General features: G+C 43.3%; 16 protein-coding genes. 4 read left to right on the top strand and 12 right to left on the bottom strand.

All coding sequences use genetic code 11. The features are described 5' to 3' along the window. Positions 1-129: 129 nt before the first annotated feature. A complete protein-coding gene (locus HGD77_RS03255; RefSeq protein WP_004647530.1) occupies positions 130-417 on the top strand; it encodes a hypothetical protein in 288 nt (95 codons plus the stop codon). A 104-nt stretch (positions 418-521) separates the two neighbouring features. Here the strand turns inward: HGD77_RS03255 and HGD77_RS03250 are convergent, their stop codons facing one another. The 3 genes from HGD77_RS03250 to pheS all read right to left on the bottom strand — a co-directional run bounded on the left by HGD77_RS03250 (position 522) and on the right by pheS (position 4,312). Then, positions 522-818 carry an integration host factor subunit alpha gene (locus HGD77_RS03250; RefSeq protein WP_004278269.1) on the bottom strand — a complete coding sequence of 99 codons (297 nt, stop codon included), beginning with the start codon at positions 816-818 and terminating at the stop codon, positions 522-524. Next, the gene (gene pheT, locus HGD77_RS03245; RefSeq protein WP_168730675.1) at positions 815-3,196 is read right to left on the bottom strand and encodes a phenylalanine--tRNA ligase subunit beta; all 2,382 of its coding nucleotides are present in this window, start codon (positions 3,194-3,196) and stop codon (positions 815-817) included. The genes HGD77_RS03250 and pheT overlap by 4 nt, the downstream gene beginning before the upstream one ends. Positions 3,197-3,331: 135 nt before the next feature. Beyond that, positions 3,332-4,312: a phenylalanine--tRNA ligase subunit alpha gene (gene pheS / locus HGD77_RS03240; RefSeq protein WP_004278272.1), complete on the bottom strand. Its 981-nt coding sequence runs from the start codon at positions 4,310-4,312 to the stop codon at positions 3,332-3,334. A 159-nt stretch (positions 4,313-4,471) separates the two neighbouring features. Here pheS and HGD77_RS03235 point away from each other — a divergent pair, with 159 nt between their 5' ends. After that, complete coding sequence (locus HGD77_RS03235) at positions 4,472-5,497, top strand: hypothetical protein (RefSeq protein WP_138743243.1); 1,026 nt, start codon at positions 4,472-4,474, stop codon at positions 5,495-5,497. Positions 5,498-5,909: 412 nt separating this feature from the next. Here the strand turns inward: HGD77_RS03235 and HGD77_RS03230 are convergent, their stop codons facing one another. The 6 genes from HGD77_RS03230 to HGD77_RS03205 all read right to left on the bottom strand — a co-directional run bounded on the left by HGD77_RS03230 (position 5,910) and on the right by HGD77_RS03205 (position 8,724). Continuing rightward, entirely contained in the window at positions 5,910-6,392 is a 483-nt protein-coding gene (locus HGD77_RS03230; protein WP_138743244.1) for a GNAT family N-acetyltransferase, read from the bottom strand. Positions 6,393-6,548: 156 nt separating this feature from the next. Beyond that, positions 6,549-6,908: a 50S ribosomal protein L20 gene (rplT, locus tag HGD77_RS03225; protein WP_004647525.1), complete on the bottom strand. Its 360-nt coding sequence runs from the start codon at positions 6,906-6,908 to the stop codon at positions 6,549-6,551. Between the two features lie 11 nt (positions 6,909-6,919). Then, positions 6,920-7,114: a 50S ribosomal protein L35 gene (gene rpmI, locus HGD77_RS03220; protein WP_004278281.1), complete on the bottom strand. Its 195-nt coding sequence runs from the start codon at positions 7,112-7,114 to the stop codon at positions 6,920-6,922. A 194-nt stretch (positions 7,115-7,308) separates the two neighbouring features. Further along, entirely contained in the window at positions 7,309-7,731 is a 423-nt protein-coding gene (locus tag HGD77_RS03215) for a YqaA family protein (protein WP_004732949.1), read from the bottom strand. Positions 7,732-7,738: 7 nt separating this feature from the next. Beyond that, positions 7,739-8,029, bottom strand: coding sequence for a hypothetical protein (locus HGD77_RS03210; RefSeq protein WP_004732951.1), 291 nt, complete (start codon positions 8,027-8,029; stop codon positions 7,739-7,741). Positions 8,030-8,103: 74 nt separating this feature from the next. Continuing rightward, positions 8,104-8,724, bottom strand: a complete 621-nt coding sequence (locus tag HGD77_RS03205) for a glutathione S-transferase family protein (RefSeq protein ID WP_004732952.1) — start codon at positions 8,722-8,724, stop codon at positions 8,104-8,106. 283 nt (positions 8,725-9,007) lie between these two features. Here HGD77_RS03205 and HGD77_RS03200 point away from each other — a divergent pair, with 283 nt between their 5' ends. Together HGD77_RS03200 and HGD77_RS03195 are read left to right on the top strand one after the other, a co-directional pair. Further along, the gene (locus tag HGD77_RS03200) at positions 9,008-9,463 is read left to right on the top strand and encodes an Hsp20 family protein (protein ID WP_138743246.1); all 456 of its coding nucleotides are present in this window, start codon (positions 9,008-9,010) and stop codon (positions 9,461-9,463) included. A gap of 104 nt (positions 9,464-9,567) precedes the next feature. Further along, on the top strand, positions 9,568-10,119 hold the full coding sequence (locus tag HGD77_RS03195; RefSeq protein WP_138743247.1) for a hypothetical protein: 552 nt from the start codon (positions 9,568-9,570) through the stop codon (positions 10,117-10,119). 43 nt (positions 10,120-10,162) lie between these two features. Here the strand turns inward: HGD77_RS03195 and infC are convergent, their stop codons facing one another. From infC to HGD77_RS03180, 3 genes are all read right to left on the bottom strand, one after another. Beyond that, positions 10,163-10,714: a translation initiation factor IF-3 gene (gene infC / locus HGD77_RS03190; protein ID WP_071850398.1), complete on the bottom strand. Its 552-nt coding sequence runs from the start codon at positions 10,712-10,714 to the stop codon at positions 10,163-10,165. 5 nt (positions 10,715-10,719) lie between these two features. Further along, positions 10,720-12,642 (bottom strand): threonine--tRNA ligase, encoded by a 1,923-nt coding sequence (thrS, locus tag HGD77_RS03185; RefSeq protein WP_004278291.1) that lies wholly within the window; start codon positions 12,640-12,642, stop codon positions 10,720-10,722. 224 nt (positions 12,643-12,866) lie between these two features. Continuing rightward, positions 12,867-14,036, bottom strand: coding sequence for an alanine racemase (locus tag HGD77_RS03180; RefSeq protein WP_168730674.1), 1,170 nt, complete (start codon positions 14,034-14,036; stop codon positions 12,867-12,869). Positions 14,037-14,046 lie beyond the last annotated feature (10 nt).

Here is a 14,046-nt window from a genome sequence, read left to right as displayed (position 1 = left end):
GTGATAGCATATTTGCAGACCAGTTAGACTGCTCCTGCGTTGTTAGTCCCTAACACAATTAGGAACAATAAAAGCACTTAACAGACTAACTTTGGTTTTTTTTAATCTCAATTTTTAGAGAGTGATGCCATGTTATTCAAAAAAATCGCTATTGCTGCTGCAGTTGCTACTACTCTAGCTTTCGTTGGTTGTGCTAAAAAAGCTGACGACGCTGCTGCTGACGCTAACCAAGCTGCATCTGAAGCTGTAGAAGCTGCATCTGAAGCTGAAGCTGCTGCTGATGCTGCTGCTGTAGAAGCTACTTCTGAAGTTGCTGCTTCTGAAACTGCTGCTGTTGCTGAAGCTGACGCTGCTGCTGCTGTTGCTGTTGACGCTGCTGCTGACGCTACTGCTGCTTCTGAAGCTGCTGCTCAATAATCTTTTAGATTATTCAGTACAAAAAAAAGAGAGCCTTTGGCTCTCTTTTTTTATTTTAAAAACTGGAACTTAACAATATTGATCCCAGTTTTTAAAAAAGCAGATCAGTTGACCTGCTCATTTCCCACACGTTGACGGAACTTCTGTCCGGCACGGAAGGTGACCACACGGCGTGCAGAAATCGGAATCTCTTCACCCGTTTTCGGGTTACGGCCCGGACGTTGACGCTTATCACGCAACTCGAAATTACCAAAACCCGAAAGTTTTACTTGCTCGCCTGAGATGAGCGCCTGGCTAATCTCATCGAAGAACAACTCAACCATTTGTTTTGCTTCACGACGGTTTAAACTCGTGAGCTCACTTAAATGATCAGCCATTTCTGCTTTAGTTAGTGCTGTCATGAAGCCCTCAATGTCGCTTGGTAAGTGTTTTCTAACACTTGAAGGATATTATCCATACCTGATTTAATTTCAGCATCTTCCAGTGTACGGCTTGGATGCTGCCAGAGAAGTGCAAATGCCAGTGAGCGTTTCCCTTCTTCTACTCCTTGTCCAGTGTACACATCGAACAACCAAGTTGAGTCTAAAAGCTCTCCGCCTGTTTTTTCGATAAGTCCCTGAATTTCGCTAACATTAATCTTATCACTAATTAAAAGCGCAATATCACGTCGAACCGATGGAAAACGTGATAATTCTGTAAAATTAGATACATAAGTTTGCAAAACAGCCGCTTGATCCAATTCTGCTACCCATGTGGTTGCTAGATCAAGTTCGTCTTCAAGTGAGGGATGTAAACGCCCCAAGTAACCAATTGATTGACCATTCACGAGAATTTCTGCGGATTGTCCTGGATGCAACCAGCTACGCTCTGAACGCACATATTCTACTTTGACACGACCAGCAGCCAAAATTTCTTCTACATCACCCTTAAAGTCAAAGAAGTCCATTGCAGCGGGTTTCACATGCCAAGATTCAGCATGACGTGAACCAGTCGCAATCAATGCAAAAGTTGGAATCTGTTTTAAATCATGGATGCTGCTGGCTTCTTGATAGTCAAAACGCAGACCGAGCTCAAAGAAACGTACACGGCTTTGCTGGCGGTTGACATTGTACTGAACACAAGGAATAAGGCTAGATAGCAAGGTTGAACGCATCACTGCCAAATCACTTGAAATTGGATTGGCTAATACTAATGGATTCACACTGGAATTAAGTTGCTTTTCAAGCTTTAGGTCTGCGAAGCTAAAGCTGATCGCTTCTTGGTAACCTAAAGTTACCGCGGTTTGACGGAGTTGGCCCAATTCAAACTGATCTTGGTATTTCGCCAGCTTCACATCAATCACAGGCAGGCTGATTTGAATATTGTCATAACCGTGAATACGCGCCACTTCTTCGATCAAATCTTGGTAAATCACCATATCATAACGATGTGATGGCGGTACCACTGACCACTCGCCTTCTGCTTTTACTGTAACTTCACAACCTAAACGGCTTAAAGCATCAGTAATGAACGCTGAGTCAACACTATAACCCAGCAGTTGATCGACTTGTGCTTGATTCAACTCAATTGCGTCGCGTGTTGGCAATAATGCTGCATTTTCGGCAACTGTAATTGGCCCGAACTCACCGCCGGCAAGTTCCGCAATCAATTGTGATGCGCGGTGCATAGCGATTAATGGCAATTCAAAATCGACACCACGTTCATAACGCTGAGAAGCATCAGTATGCAAGCCAAAGCTACGCGCACGACCGGCAATATGCAGTGGCGCGAAGAATGCAGATTCCAGGAAAATTTCAGTGGTTGTATCGCTGACTGCTGAAGACAAGCCGCCCATAATACCGGCAATGGCCAATGCTTTCTCATCATCTGCAATCACCATCACTTTTTCGTTGAGTTCAACTTCTTGTTCATTGAGCAAAACTAACTTTTCAGCTTCCGTCGCTTGACGTACATGTACCGCACCTTGAACTTTACCGCCATCAAATGCGTGTAGCGGTTGACCAAGCTCGATTAATACATAGTTGGTAATATCGACCAGAATGCTGTGCTGACGAATACCTGAACGTGCCAATGCACGCTCCATCCATACAGGAGTCACAGCCTTGGTATTGACGTTCTTGATGACACGACCCAAATAGCGTGGGCAGCCTTCAGTCGATACAACGACTTTCTTTTCTTCGCTAATAGTCGCAGCTACTTCTTTAATTTCAGGGGCAGTTACTGGCAATTGGTTAATCACACCAATTTCACGTGCGATCCCGCGAATACTGAAGCAGTCCCCACGGTTCGGTGTAATGCTGATGTCAATCACGTTGTCATCAAGGTCTAGATATTCACGAATGTTCATACCTACTGGTGCATCCGCTGGAAGCTCTAACAAACCATCAATTTTATCTTCTAAATCGATTTCTGAAGCGCCGCACAGCATGCCTTGTGACTCGATACCACGTAGCTTGCCTTTCTTGATTTTGAAATCGCCTGGAAGTACTGCACCAATGATCGCAACTGGCGCTTTCATGCCGGCACGTACGTTTGGCGCACCACATACAATTTGTAGAGGCTCACCAGAACCGATATTGACAGTGGTCACACGTAAACGGTCAGCATCCGGATGCTGTTCTACTGTCAGGACTTCCCCCACCACTACACCAGTAAAGGGTTTAGCTGCAGGAGATAAGTCATCGACTTCCAGACCCAACATGGTCAATTGATCAGAAAGTTTTTCGCTATCGATGGCTGGGTTGACCCATGTGCGTAGCCAATTTTCGCTAATTTTCATTGATATAAAACCTGTAATTCAAATCTCTAGAATCCCCCTCTGCCCCCCATTTTCCAAAGGGGGAGGACTCCATCTATTTCGCGGAGTCCCTCTCCTTTTTAAAAGGAGAGGTTAGGAGAGGATTATTAAAAAGTTTTAAGCAAACTGGCGTAAGAAACGCACATCGTTTTGGAAGAACATACGTAAGTCATTCACGCCATAACGAAGCATTGCAAAACGTTCAACACCCAGACCAAAAGCAAAGCCTTTGTATTTTTCAGGATCAATGCCAGCAGCTTGCAGCACATTCGGATGCACCATACCGCAGCCCAATACTTCTAACCAGCGACCGCGTTCATCCATAATATCCACTTCCGCACTCGGCTCGGTGAACGGGAAATAAGATGGACGGAAACGTACTTTCAAATCTTTTTCGAAGAATTCGTTCAGCAGGTTAATCAGCAAACCTTTAAGTTCCGCGAAGCTGGTATTTTCAGCCACGTATAAACCTTCGATCTGATGAAACATCGGTGAGTGGGTTTGATCCGAATCACAACGGTAAACACGGCCCGGACACACGATCTGGATTGGTGGCTGCTGTGTTTCCATGGTACGAATCTGCACACCAGACGTATGCGTACGCAGCAAATGGTTCACATCAAAATAGAAGGTATCGTGCATGGCACGCGCCGGGTGATGACCCGGAATGTTCAGTGCTTCAAAGTTGTGGTAGTCATCTTCAACTTCAGGACCTGTTGCAACCGTAAAACCTGCCTTGGTAAAGAACTGGCAAATACGCTCTTGCACCTGGGTCACCGGATGGATACTGCCCACCTGTTGGCCACGACCTGGTAAAGTAATATCAATGGTTTCGCTTGCCAGTTTTTGTTCTAGGGCAGCTTTATGCAATTCTGCCTGACGTGAGGTCAATGCAGCGGTAATAGTTTCACGTACAGCATGGATTTGTGCGCCGAAGACTTTACGTTCTTCGGGATCCATTTTACCAAGCGACTTAGATTGTTCCGCGAGCTGGCTTTTTTTCCCCGTAAATTGCACTCGTACTTGATCAAGTGCAGCAAGGTCTTGAGCTGCTGCAATCGCAGCGAGCGCTTCAGTGGTCAGGGCTTCCAGTGACATAGTAACTCTCAAAGCAACAGGTTAAAAAATATTTTAAAAACCCCACATTCTAACAGTTTTTAGACACTTTGATGAAGATGCGTTTTAAGGAAAATTAGATTGGCATGATTAAATATAAAAAGTATAAGATAAACACAATATCAATCAGATCAAATCACTATGGCACTCGATCAAATTTGGAAACAGCAACTGACCCTCGTCACTTACGGCAATGAGTATTTGACTCAGGACCTGAGTTTCAATCGTTGGATTCAACATTCCATTTTTAATCAGCATCAGTTTGCCTTTCGGGATCTGATGTCACAACATCTGCTGGCCCAGCATTTCCAGATCTGGCTGGAAGGCCTGAAAAAACAAGGTGTGCGTCGCCTTAGCTTGCATCGCTCTGATTTACTGGTTGATGAAAAAAATCCGAATGCCAATGTTGAGCTATTACCACTGGCACATTTTATTGTCAGTCATGGTGCCAAAACCAAAACTGCCTGGATTATCGGCAAAGAACTACCTGAATGGTACAGTGCAGACAATGATTATGAAGCACCTAAATCACAGCAATCCCCTTTACGCCATGAAACATTCTGGTGTTATGAGTTAAATCCTAAACTGGCCAAACGCATTGATGTCGATCTGGAAGCCCCAAACTGGGATGATATTCAGGCCTATACCGATCATGAACTGTTTGAAAGTAGCCTTGCCCAAGATTTTACTGAGCCGGCATATACCAATTTGCCTTATTACGGCACCATACCTGCCATTCAGGCCGATAGCGAAAGTCATTTAGCCTTAATTCCCACTGACTATTCAGCGGATTATGCTCACCAGACTTTGTACCGCCTAGACGCCTTAAATGACTTTATTCAAACGAAAATCCAGCATCCCTATCGTGCAGATGGCGAAGTACTCAGCCCGGAGCAACAACTCAATCTGCGACATTTTTCGCAAAAAATTGATGATTTAAGTGCTAAATTCATTAGCAAAGTCGCCAACCACTATAAAACAGCACAGCTTACCCCTAAAGTTGCACCTGATCCATTTATCGGTATGAGTACTGAAGATCGTTCACCAAAAATTTCTAAAGCAGAAAAACCTCAGGCCCCAGGAAAATCCAGTTCGTCTGCAAATGTGCTGACCTTAATTGTGATTACCGTGATTATCTGTCTGATTGGCTACTATTTCGGCCTTTAACATTTTACCAGAAAAGATTGAACATCCCGGGCAGAATTCAATGGAGATGTTGATACTCAGGAGCAGACATCAGCTTGAAGTAATACTGACGATTTTTGTGATGAGTTTTGATCATACAACCTATTATAAAATTGAGGTGAAGCATCTGCCTGAAAATTTCAGCATTGTTTGAATAAGCCAAAGCTGTTATTTGCTGATCGCCCGGAAATGCTCTCTTGATTGACCGATGGATATATTGAGATAAAAGGATAAATCTAGCCAGATCACGGTATCAATCTCCGCCCATTTGACCGGAATGCTACGCGTATAATTACCATCGATCACATAACTGGATTTCACCCTGCCCTATATTTTTGTCACTGATGTTAGCTCGAGCACTAAATTATTTTCCATGATCCGGATGGATTAAAAGTTAGAGATTCCATTGATAATATAAGTCTTTAAGATTTTCGCCCAGATCACTGGCATCTCCTTCACTGACAAAATAGGCGCCGGTCTTTTCATAAAAATAACGACTGGAATTCAGGTTCAATACGCTGCATTGCATATGCTGGTAGGATTTTTCTCGACTTAAGCCTAAACCCAATTGAACCAAATCACGTCCAATGCCGCGACCTTGAATATTTTGAAGCAAATAAAGTGCTCTCAATTCACTGGTTGGCGCATCTACCGGAAAATTGAAAGCAGCAAATCCGAGCACCTGAGCATCTTCTTCATAGACAAATACCCGTCGATTTTCCTGTTCAAGCACAGAACGCCACAAAGTGGCTCTTTGTTCTACACTCAACTCATCGAGAATTTCTGGTTTGATGATGTTTTTATAGCTTTCACGCCAGCTTTGTACGTGCACTTGGGCAATCGGCAGGACATCCTGTTGAGTGGCAAGTCGAATCATTATTTTTAAGCCTTATTTTTAATTATTCAATTTCACAATAACTAAAAAATATAAGATTTACAATACTGATTTTTAAATAATATTTAAAATGATTACTTTTATTTAAGCATAAAAAAAAGACCACCAAATGGCGGTCTTTTTTCAAGTCATAAAGACTTATGCAGCCAATGCATCTTTAGCTTTAGAAGCTAAAGCAGCAAACGCAACTGCGTCATGCATAGCGATGTCAGCAAGTACGCGACGGTCGATAATCACTTGAGCTTTTTTCAAGCCAGCGATCATACGGCTGTACGACAAACCATTTTGACGAGCACCAGCATTGATACGTGCAATCCACAAAGCGCGGAATTGACGTTTCTTCTGACGACGGTCACGGTAAGCATATTGACCAGCTTTGATTACCGCCTGGAACGCTACGCGGTAAACGCGTGAACGAGCACCATAGTAACCTTTAGCGCGAGCAAGAATTTTTTTGTGACGGCGATGAGCCTGTACACCACGTTTTACACGAGCCATTTATAATCTCCTTAGATGTACGGGCACATACGACGAACTGAAGCAACGTCACTTACGTGAACCATTACACAGCCGCGCAATTGACGAATACGCTTAGCAGATTTTTTGGTCAAAATGTGGCGTTTGAACGCTTGTTTACGCTTAAAACCGTTAGCAGTCGCTTTAAAGCGTTTAGCTGCACCACGGCGAGTTTTCATCTTAGGCATAACAACCTCTTTTGAACACCTGTTCGGCTCGTTTGCACCATTACAAAACGACCTGCAGGTAAGGGAGCGAGTATTCTAAAGCATCTTTGTTTAAAACAAAAGTATCTTCACCCAATAAGCGAATTTAAAGAATGATTTTAGGATTTCAGTCTGGAAAAATATCCAAGACTGAATCAGGAAAATTATTTTCAAGTTTAGAACATGGCAAAGGCCGCATAGACAAACAGATAACGTCCAATTTTAGCGATGCTGACCATCAGCAGAAAACGGACGAGGTTTTCTTTTAATAGTCCCGCAATCAGGGTAATCGGATCACCAATGATAGGCACCCAGCTCAGCAGTAAAGACCAGTAACCATATTTCTGATAGGTCTTTTGCGCCTTGAGCATCTTATCTGCTGAAACCGGGAACCACTTTTTATTTTTATAATGTTCAATCTTGAGACCCAGATACCAGTTCACACAAGACCCCAGAATATTGCCCAGACTGGCCACGGCAATTAACAGCACTGCATGCTGCTTGTTCTGCACTAAAAGCCCCAGCAAAACCGCTTCAGACTGTAAAGGTAGTAAGGTCGCTGCACCAAAGGCCGACAGAAACAGTAAAAATAGGCTCATTACAGCATTAATGGCTTAAGCCCATTTTTTTCTTGGCTTTACTGTATTCCCAACTGGACCAAACGACTGCCGTCACCATCGCCATGATCCGCGCCCACTTATACTGCTCATTGAGCGGTGCAATTGCAGCACGGAGAATCTGCTGATCTTTGGTATTTAGGGCAGCAATCACCTGATCGATATGCACAATTTCAGCAACATACAGCACTAAACATGCAGCAATGCCGAAAAGAATGCTCCAGTAAATTCGGGTATTACTTTCAACAATCTTGGTAAAGTTCAGAAGAAAATCGTTCATATATCCATCCAATAAAAAACCACCGTAAGGGTGGCTTTATTTGCTTAAGGCTATTTTAACATAAAGGCAGACGCTTAACTGACCTGTATTGCCAACGCTTTCTGAACCGCAGGACGAGCATTCAAACGATCGATATATTTGGAAACTTCAGGATAGTCTTCCAGAGTGATCTGCTGCCAGTCATGCCGTAATAACCAAGGGAAAATGGCCATATCTGCAATCGAGTATTCGCCAGCCACATACTCCTGCCCGACCAGCTGTTTATTCAACACCCCATATAAACGCTTGCTTTCATTGACATAGCGCTCTGTGGCATAAGCAATCCGCTCAGGTGCAAAACGGCTAAAGTGATGATTTTGCCCGAGCATCGGCCCCAAACCGCCCATTTGCCACATCAGCCACTGTTCGACCTGAATACGCTTCACTTCATCGGCTGGATAAAACAGACTTGTTTTGCGACCCAGATATTGCAAGATCGCACCTGACTCAAAAATTGAAATGGCGCGGCCATGTGGCCCATCCTGATCAACAATTGCCGGGATTTTATTATTGGGAGAAATAGCCAGAAAATCGGACTGGAACTGGTCATTTTCCAGAATATTGATGGGAATAATTTGATATTCCAGCCCCATTTCTTCTAGAGCAATACTAATTTTATGGCCGTTGGGGGTGCCCCAATAATATAAATCGATCATTTTCTTCTAATACTCCCTGCACTTTTACTATGCGACGATGTACTCAACATAGAGGATTTAGAAAGAAACAACAAGTCTGCATTTTAAAATTATTTTTCAATAAATATCAAAATCTTATTAAAAATTTATATATTTTTTTCTTTTTGATCTTGAAAATTTCAGCTCCAAACACATATTTATTTCTGCATAAGGATTGCGTCAATCTTATGCGCTGTTGATGTCTGACATGACAGATCTTATTTTCTTGTTTTTATAACTTTGCTTTAGTGAGAAGGTTCTAATCATGAGTAACTTAAATCTTCATCCATTATTTCGTCGTAGTATTGGCTTTGATCGCTTGAATGACTTTATTGACTATGCCATGCAAAGCGATGCACCGAATTACCCACCGTATAATATCGAAAAGCGTGGTGAGAATAATTACCGCATCGTGGTGGCAACTGCGGGTTTTCGTCAGGAAGAACTCGACATTCGTCTGGAAAATAAGTTGCTGACTATTTTAGGCAAGCCTGAAAACCAGAGCAATGACACTATCGAATTCCTGCATAAAGGCATTGCACGACGTGCATTTAAATTGTCTTTACGTCTGGATGAATATATTGAGGTACAGCAGGCAGACTATGAAAATGGTTTATTGATCATCGACTTGCAGCGCATTATTCCAGAAGAAAAATTGCCGCGTCAAATCCCGATTGGCAATAAACTGCTCATTGCAAACGATGAAAAATCAGTGGAATAAGCTTGATTAAGTACGCAAAGGAAGGTCCGAAAGGGCCTTTCTTTTTGGCTAGAGATTACCTAAGCTCATGGAGGCAATACGCTTTCTGATCATAAAAATAAACCATGAATGCGCCAGAAAATACCCTGTTTCATCAAGCTAGTCCGATCATGCGCACTACGGGATATTTGCTGTTTTGTTATCCGGTCGGAATATTCAGCATTTTTTATTTCAGCAGTGTGCGTAGCAATTCCAGTTTTTCCCAAGGACTATTATTTTTATGGCAGGAGTCTCCTGACTTTTATATTTATATTGGCGGCTTTCTTGGTCTTTCGCTGCTTATGCTGGGAACCAAACTCAAAATAACCTCACAAGCCATTTATTATACTTTGGCCGGTTTCCGCATCAGCCTGTGCTTAAAACGACATTCCGTACAGTATAGTTTTCTGAATCCGCGCTATGATTCTCTCAAAGCGCACCTCAAACGCTGGCTCTATAACATGCCAGCGCATGTGATTAGTCAACGTGATGGCACTTTGGATTTTAAATTGCATCAATCCGGTCTAATAAATCAAATTTGTCTTGGATTTTTCCGGATTCAGCTGTCGATGTTTTCCCGCCCGCAAGCTCAACAGATTATGCAGGCCATACAAAGTGCCTGGAACTTTAGAGCATAAAAAAAGCCCTGCATATGCAGGGCTTTTTTCGCTTAATGAGTGCTTACTTTTTCTTTTTAGGACCAAGTAGCATACCCATTTGACGGCCTTCCATTTTCGGCATCTGCTCAACAGTACCGAATTCAGCCACGTCAGCTTCAATTTTTTGCAATTGAGCTAGACCCAACTGTTGGTGCGCCATTTCACGACCACGGAAACGAAGCGTGATTTTCACCTTGTTACCTTCTTCAAGGAACTTGATGATTGCACGTAGTTTTACGTTGTAATCACCAACATCAGTACCCGGGCGTAGCTTGATTTCTTTCACCTGGACTTGATGTTGTTTTTTCTTCGCTTCTTTCTGCTTTTGCTTAAGATCAAACAAATGCTTGTTGAAGTCCATGATCTTACATACTGGTGGCTCAGCGTTTGCTACGATCTCAACAAGATCAAGTTCAACACTTTCTGCTGCGCGTAGGGCGTCAGCTAAGCTTACAATCCCTTTCTGCTCACCATTTTCGTCTACAAGACGGACTTCTTTCGCACGAATTTCATCATTCAAGGCAGGACGGTTTGATTTGTTACCGCCCTGTTGATTACGGTCAGGCTGTTTAATCGCTGTTACTCCACAATGTACCGGCCGCGTTCGGCTACGGCTGCTTTTACTAGGTCAACGAAAGCATCGATTGACATAGTACCCAAATTTGTTCCTGAGCGGGTACGCACGTTTACGGTACCTTCCTCTACTTCACGGTCCCCAAGTACCAGTAAGTAAGGAATACGCTCTAATGTACGTTCACGAATCTTAAAGCCGATTTTCTCATTTCTCAAGTCAGAAATTGCACGGATACCGTTTTCTTTAAGTTTTGCGACGACTGACTCACATGCCTCAGCTTGAGAATCGGTAATGTTCATTACACATGCTTGCATTGGTGCCAACCAAGGTGGCATGAAGCCTGCGTAGTGTTCGATCAGTATACCAATAAAACGCTCGAAACTGCCAAGAATTGCACGATGTAACATTACTGGCTGATCGCGGTCATTATCTTCAGTGACATAAGACGCATCTAAACGTTCTGGCAAGTTAAAGTCACACTGAATGGTACCACACTGCCAGACACGACCTAAGCAGTCTTTCAGAGAGAATTCAATCTTCGGACCGTAGAATGCGCCCTCACCTGGTTGAAGCTCCCACTCAAGACCCGCAGCATCTAAAGCATCTGCCAAAGATTTTTCTGCCATATCCCAAAGCTTGTCATCACCCACACGTTTTTCAGGACGCGTCGACAACTTCATTTGTACTTCTTCAAAGCCAAAATCTTTGTATACATCCAGTGTCAATTTGATAAAGTCTGCAACTTCAGGACCAATCTGCTCTTTGGTACAGAAAATATGCGCGTCATCTTGGGTAAAGCCACGTACACGCATAATGCCGTGTAAAGAACCTGATGGTTCGTTACGGTGACATGAACCGAATTCTGCTAAACGTACAGGAAGATCACGGTATGACTTCAAGCCTTGATTGAACACTTGTACGTGACAAGGACAGTTCATTGGCTTCACCGCATAGTTACGGTTTTCAGAATGCGTGGTGAACATATTGTCTGCATAGTTAGCAGCATGTCCTGATTTTTCCCAGAGCGTGAAATCAACCACTTGCGGTGTACGGATTTCTTCATAACCGTTGTCTTGCTGAACTTTACGCATGTACTGTTCAAGAACCTGGTAAATGGTCCAGCCGTTCGGATGCCAGAACACCATACCTGGTGCTTCTTCTTGCATATGGAACAAGTCTAGCGCTTTACCGATTTTACGGTGATCGCGTTTTTCAGCTTCTTCAATACGTTTTACATAGGCAGCAAGCTGTTTTTTGTCTGCCCACGCTGTACCGTAAATACGTTGTAGCTGTTCGTTTTTCGCGTCACCGCGCCAGTAAGCACCAGAGATTTTAGTCAACTTGAACGATTTGAGGAATTTGGTATTTGGTACATGCGGACCACGGCACATATCCAAATAATCCTGATGGTAGTACAAGCCCATTTGTGTTTCTTCAGGCATGTCTGCGATCAGGCGCAATTTGTATTCTTCGCCACGCGCAGTGAATTCAGCAATGACTTCATCACGCGGCGTCATTTTTTTCACAACATCATAGTCTTGATCGATGAGCTTTTTCATACGCTCTTCAATCGCTGCCATGTCGTCTAAGGTAAACGGACGTGGCATCCAGATGTCATAGTAGAAACCTTCCTCAATGACCGGACCAATGACCATCTTTGCTTCTGGGAACAGTTGCTTAACCGCATGACCGACCAAATGCGCACAAGAATGGCGAATGATCTCGACACCGGCTTCGTCTTTAGGCGTGATGATTTGTAGTGTTGCATCTTCAGTGATGAGATCAGACGCATCAACCAAACGATCGTTGACACGACCAGCAACTGTATTTTTTGCAAGACCAGGACCAATGCTAAGTGCAACGTCCATCACAGATACGGCGTGATCAAACTGTTTTTGATCGCCATTCGGCAAAGTGATAATTGGCATAAGAAATCCTTAAGGAGTGATGCCCCGTACCATGGAGCATATCACCGCGAGATTATGATCGAGGCACAGCCTCAAAAGATAAAAACGGTGGATAAATAAAATCGATTCGAATTTTACACGGCTTGGCCGCATGATTAAACCTTTTCCCAATAAAAATAAGATTTACCGCCAAATCTGTGCCTGATCGTTAAAGGCTTAGGCTCATTTTTCATTTCAGAATGTAGTTATTCCCGGAACGTCTGCCACTGGAGAAACTTTCCCTCTACATAAACATACAGCTGGTCGAATTGCGGGATCAGCGCTTCACTTTGTGTCGGTCTTAAAAACACATAATCATCGACATGAATATCGCACTGCATGGGCACCTGAAGCATTTCCTGATTACTGCTGCGGCCATACAACACATGCGGCCGGCTTTTTTCAGGATAAATATAATCCGCTCGCCAATAGCCGCCATAAATAAATACGGCTTTATATTGATGAGGAAGATAATTCAGCAGCTCCAGACCGGGAATCTGACTACAAGGCAACACTTTTAAAATGGGTGCGGCAATCCATAAAGCACAGCTTAAAGCGGACAAATTTTCCAGATCAAAATCACTCGGCTTAAGCAGCATCGAGCCAAAGGCCAGATCATTACAGACACTTTGCTGGCAATGCTGCATAAAGGTTGGACTTCCCCCACCGTTAAAACACAAACCTTCATGCCATAAATCCGGGAATTTTCGCTGAAGAATACTTTTGTATTGTTGATACATCTGCTGCGATTGCTGATAACTTTTGTCGGGACTTTTCAAAATTTTTGGCAGTTTGGCGACATGTGCATCATAGCCCATTAGACCCGAAAGTTTGAGATAAGCCGTGTTGTGCTGAATCAGCTTCATTAAGGCTATAAATTGCTGCTGCGTTTGTACGCCGCCACGATGCAGCCCTACATCAATTTCAATATTGACATTCAGGCAGGTATTCAAGCTTTGCGCGAGTTGCAGATATTGTTTTAATCGTTCCACATCATCAATTAGCCATTGAATAATTACTTGATCATTGGCTTTATTTTGATCAGACAAAGTTTGATAAAAATGTTTGACTGCCTGAATCGGCATCGGTTTACCCAACAAGATATCGGCTTGCTGAAATGTCCCTATAATCTCCAGCAGATGCGGCAGATGAAAGACAATAAAGCGCTGGGTATTTAGTTTTTCACTGGCCAGTTTGAGTAGCTGAATGCTGGCTAAAGACTTCACTACCAGACGTGGTTTTAACTTCGCAGGCAATTTTGACTGTACATAGTCCAAATTACGTTGATAGGTTTTTAAATCTAAAATCAGTTGCGGTGTGACAGTGCCCTGCCGTTTTAATTCCTGCGTCAGTTGCTGAAAATAATTTGATTGCATCGCCCTCTCC

It is taken from the genome of Acinetobacter sp. NEB149 (genome assembly GCF_012516415.1).
GTDB lineage: Bacteria > Pseudomonadota > Gammaproteobacteria > Pseudomonadales > Moraxellaceae > Acinetobacter > Acinetobacter lwoffii_V.
The sequence above is the reverse complement of the archived record's forward strand: the minus strand, read 5'-3'. Positions and strand labels throughout refer to the sequence as shown.

What these genes read in the sequence shown, in the direction of transcription:
- thrS (WP_004278291.1), bottom strand. Translation starts at nt 12,642, where the DNA reads ATGCCAATTATCACTTTGCCGAATGGCGATCAAAAACAGTTTGATCAC.
- HGD77_RS03210 (WP_004732951.1), bottom strand. Translation starts at nt 8,029, where the DNA reads ATGAACGATTTTCTTCTGAACTTTACCAAGATTGTTGAAAGTAATACC.
- HGD77_RS03180 (WP_168730674.1), bottom strand. Translation starts at nt 14,036, where the DNA reads ATGCAATCAAATTATTTTCAGCAACTGACGCAGGAATTAAAACGGCAG.
- pheT (WP_168730675.1), bottom strand. Translation starts at nt 3,196, where the DNA reads ATGAAAATTAGCGAAAATTGGCTACGCACATGGGTCAACCCAGCCATC.
- HGD77_RS03215 (WP_004732949.1), bottom strand. Translation starts at nt 7,731, where the DNA reads ATGAGCCTATTTTTACTGTTTCTGTCGGCCTTTGGTGCAGCGACCTTA.
- rpmI (WP_004278281.1), bottom strand. Translation starts at nt 7,114, where the DNA reads ATGCCTAAGATGAAAACTCGCCGTGGTGCAGCTAAACGCTTTAAAGCG.
- rplT (WP_004647525.1), bottom strand. Translation starts at nt 6,908, where the DNA reads ATGGCTCGTGTAAAACGTGGTGTACAGGCTCATCGCCGTCACAAAAAA.
- pheS (WP_004278272.1), bottom strand. Translation starts at nt 4,312, where the DNA reads ATGTCACTGGAAGCCCTGACCACTGAAGCGCTCGCTGCGATTGCAGCA.
- HGD77_RS03195 (WP_138743247.1), top strand. Translation starts at nt 9,568, where the DNA reads ATGAATGCGCCAGAAAATACCCTGTTTCATCAAGCTAGTCCGATCATG.
- HGD77_RS03200 (WP_138743246.1), top strand. Translation starts at nt 9,008, where the DNA reads ATGAGTAACTTAAATCTTCATCCATTATTTCGTCGTAGTATTGGCTTT.
- HGD77_RS03230 (WP_138743244.1), bottom strand. Translation starts at nt 6,392, where the DNA reads ATGATTCGACTTGCCACTCAACAGGATGTCCTGCCGATTGCCCAAGTG.
- HGD77_RS03235 (WP_138743243.1), top strand. Translation starts at nt 4,472, where the DNA reads ATGGCACTCGATCAAATTTGGAAACAGCAACTGACCCTCGTCACTTAC.
- HGD77_RS03250 (WP_004278269.1), bottom strand. Translation starts at nt 818, where the DNA reads ATGACAGCACTAACTAAAGCAGAAATGGCTGATCATTTAAGTGAGCTC.
- HGD77_RS03255 (WP_004647530.1), top strand. Translation starts at nt 130, where the DNA reads ATGTTATTCAAAAAAATCGCTATTGCTGCTGCAGTTGCTACTACTCTA.
- HGD77_RS03205 (WP_004732952.1), bottom strand. Translation starts at nt 8,724, where the DNA reads ATGATCGATTTATATTATTGGGGCACCCCCAACGGCCATAAAATTAGT.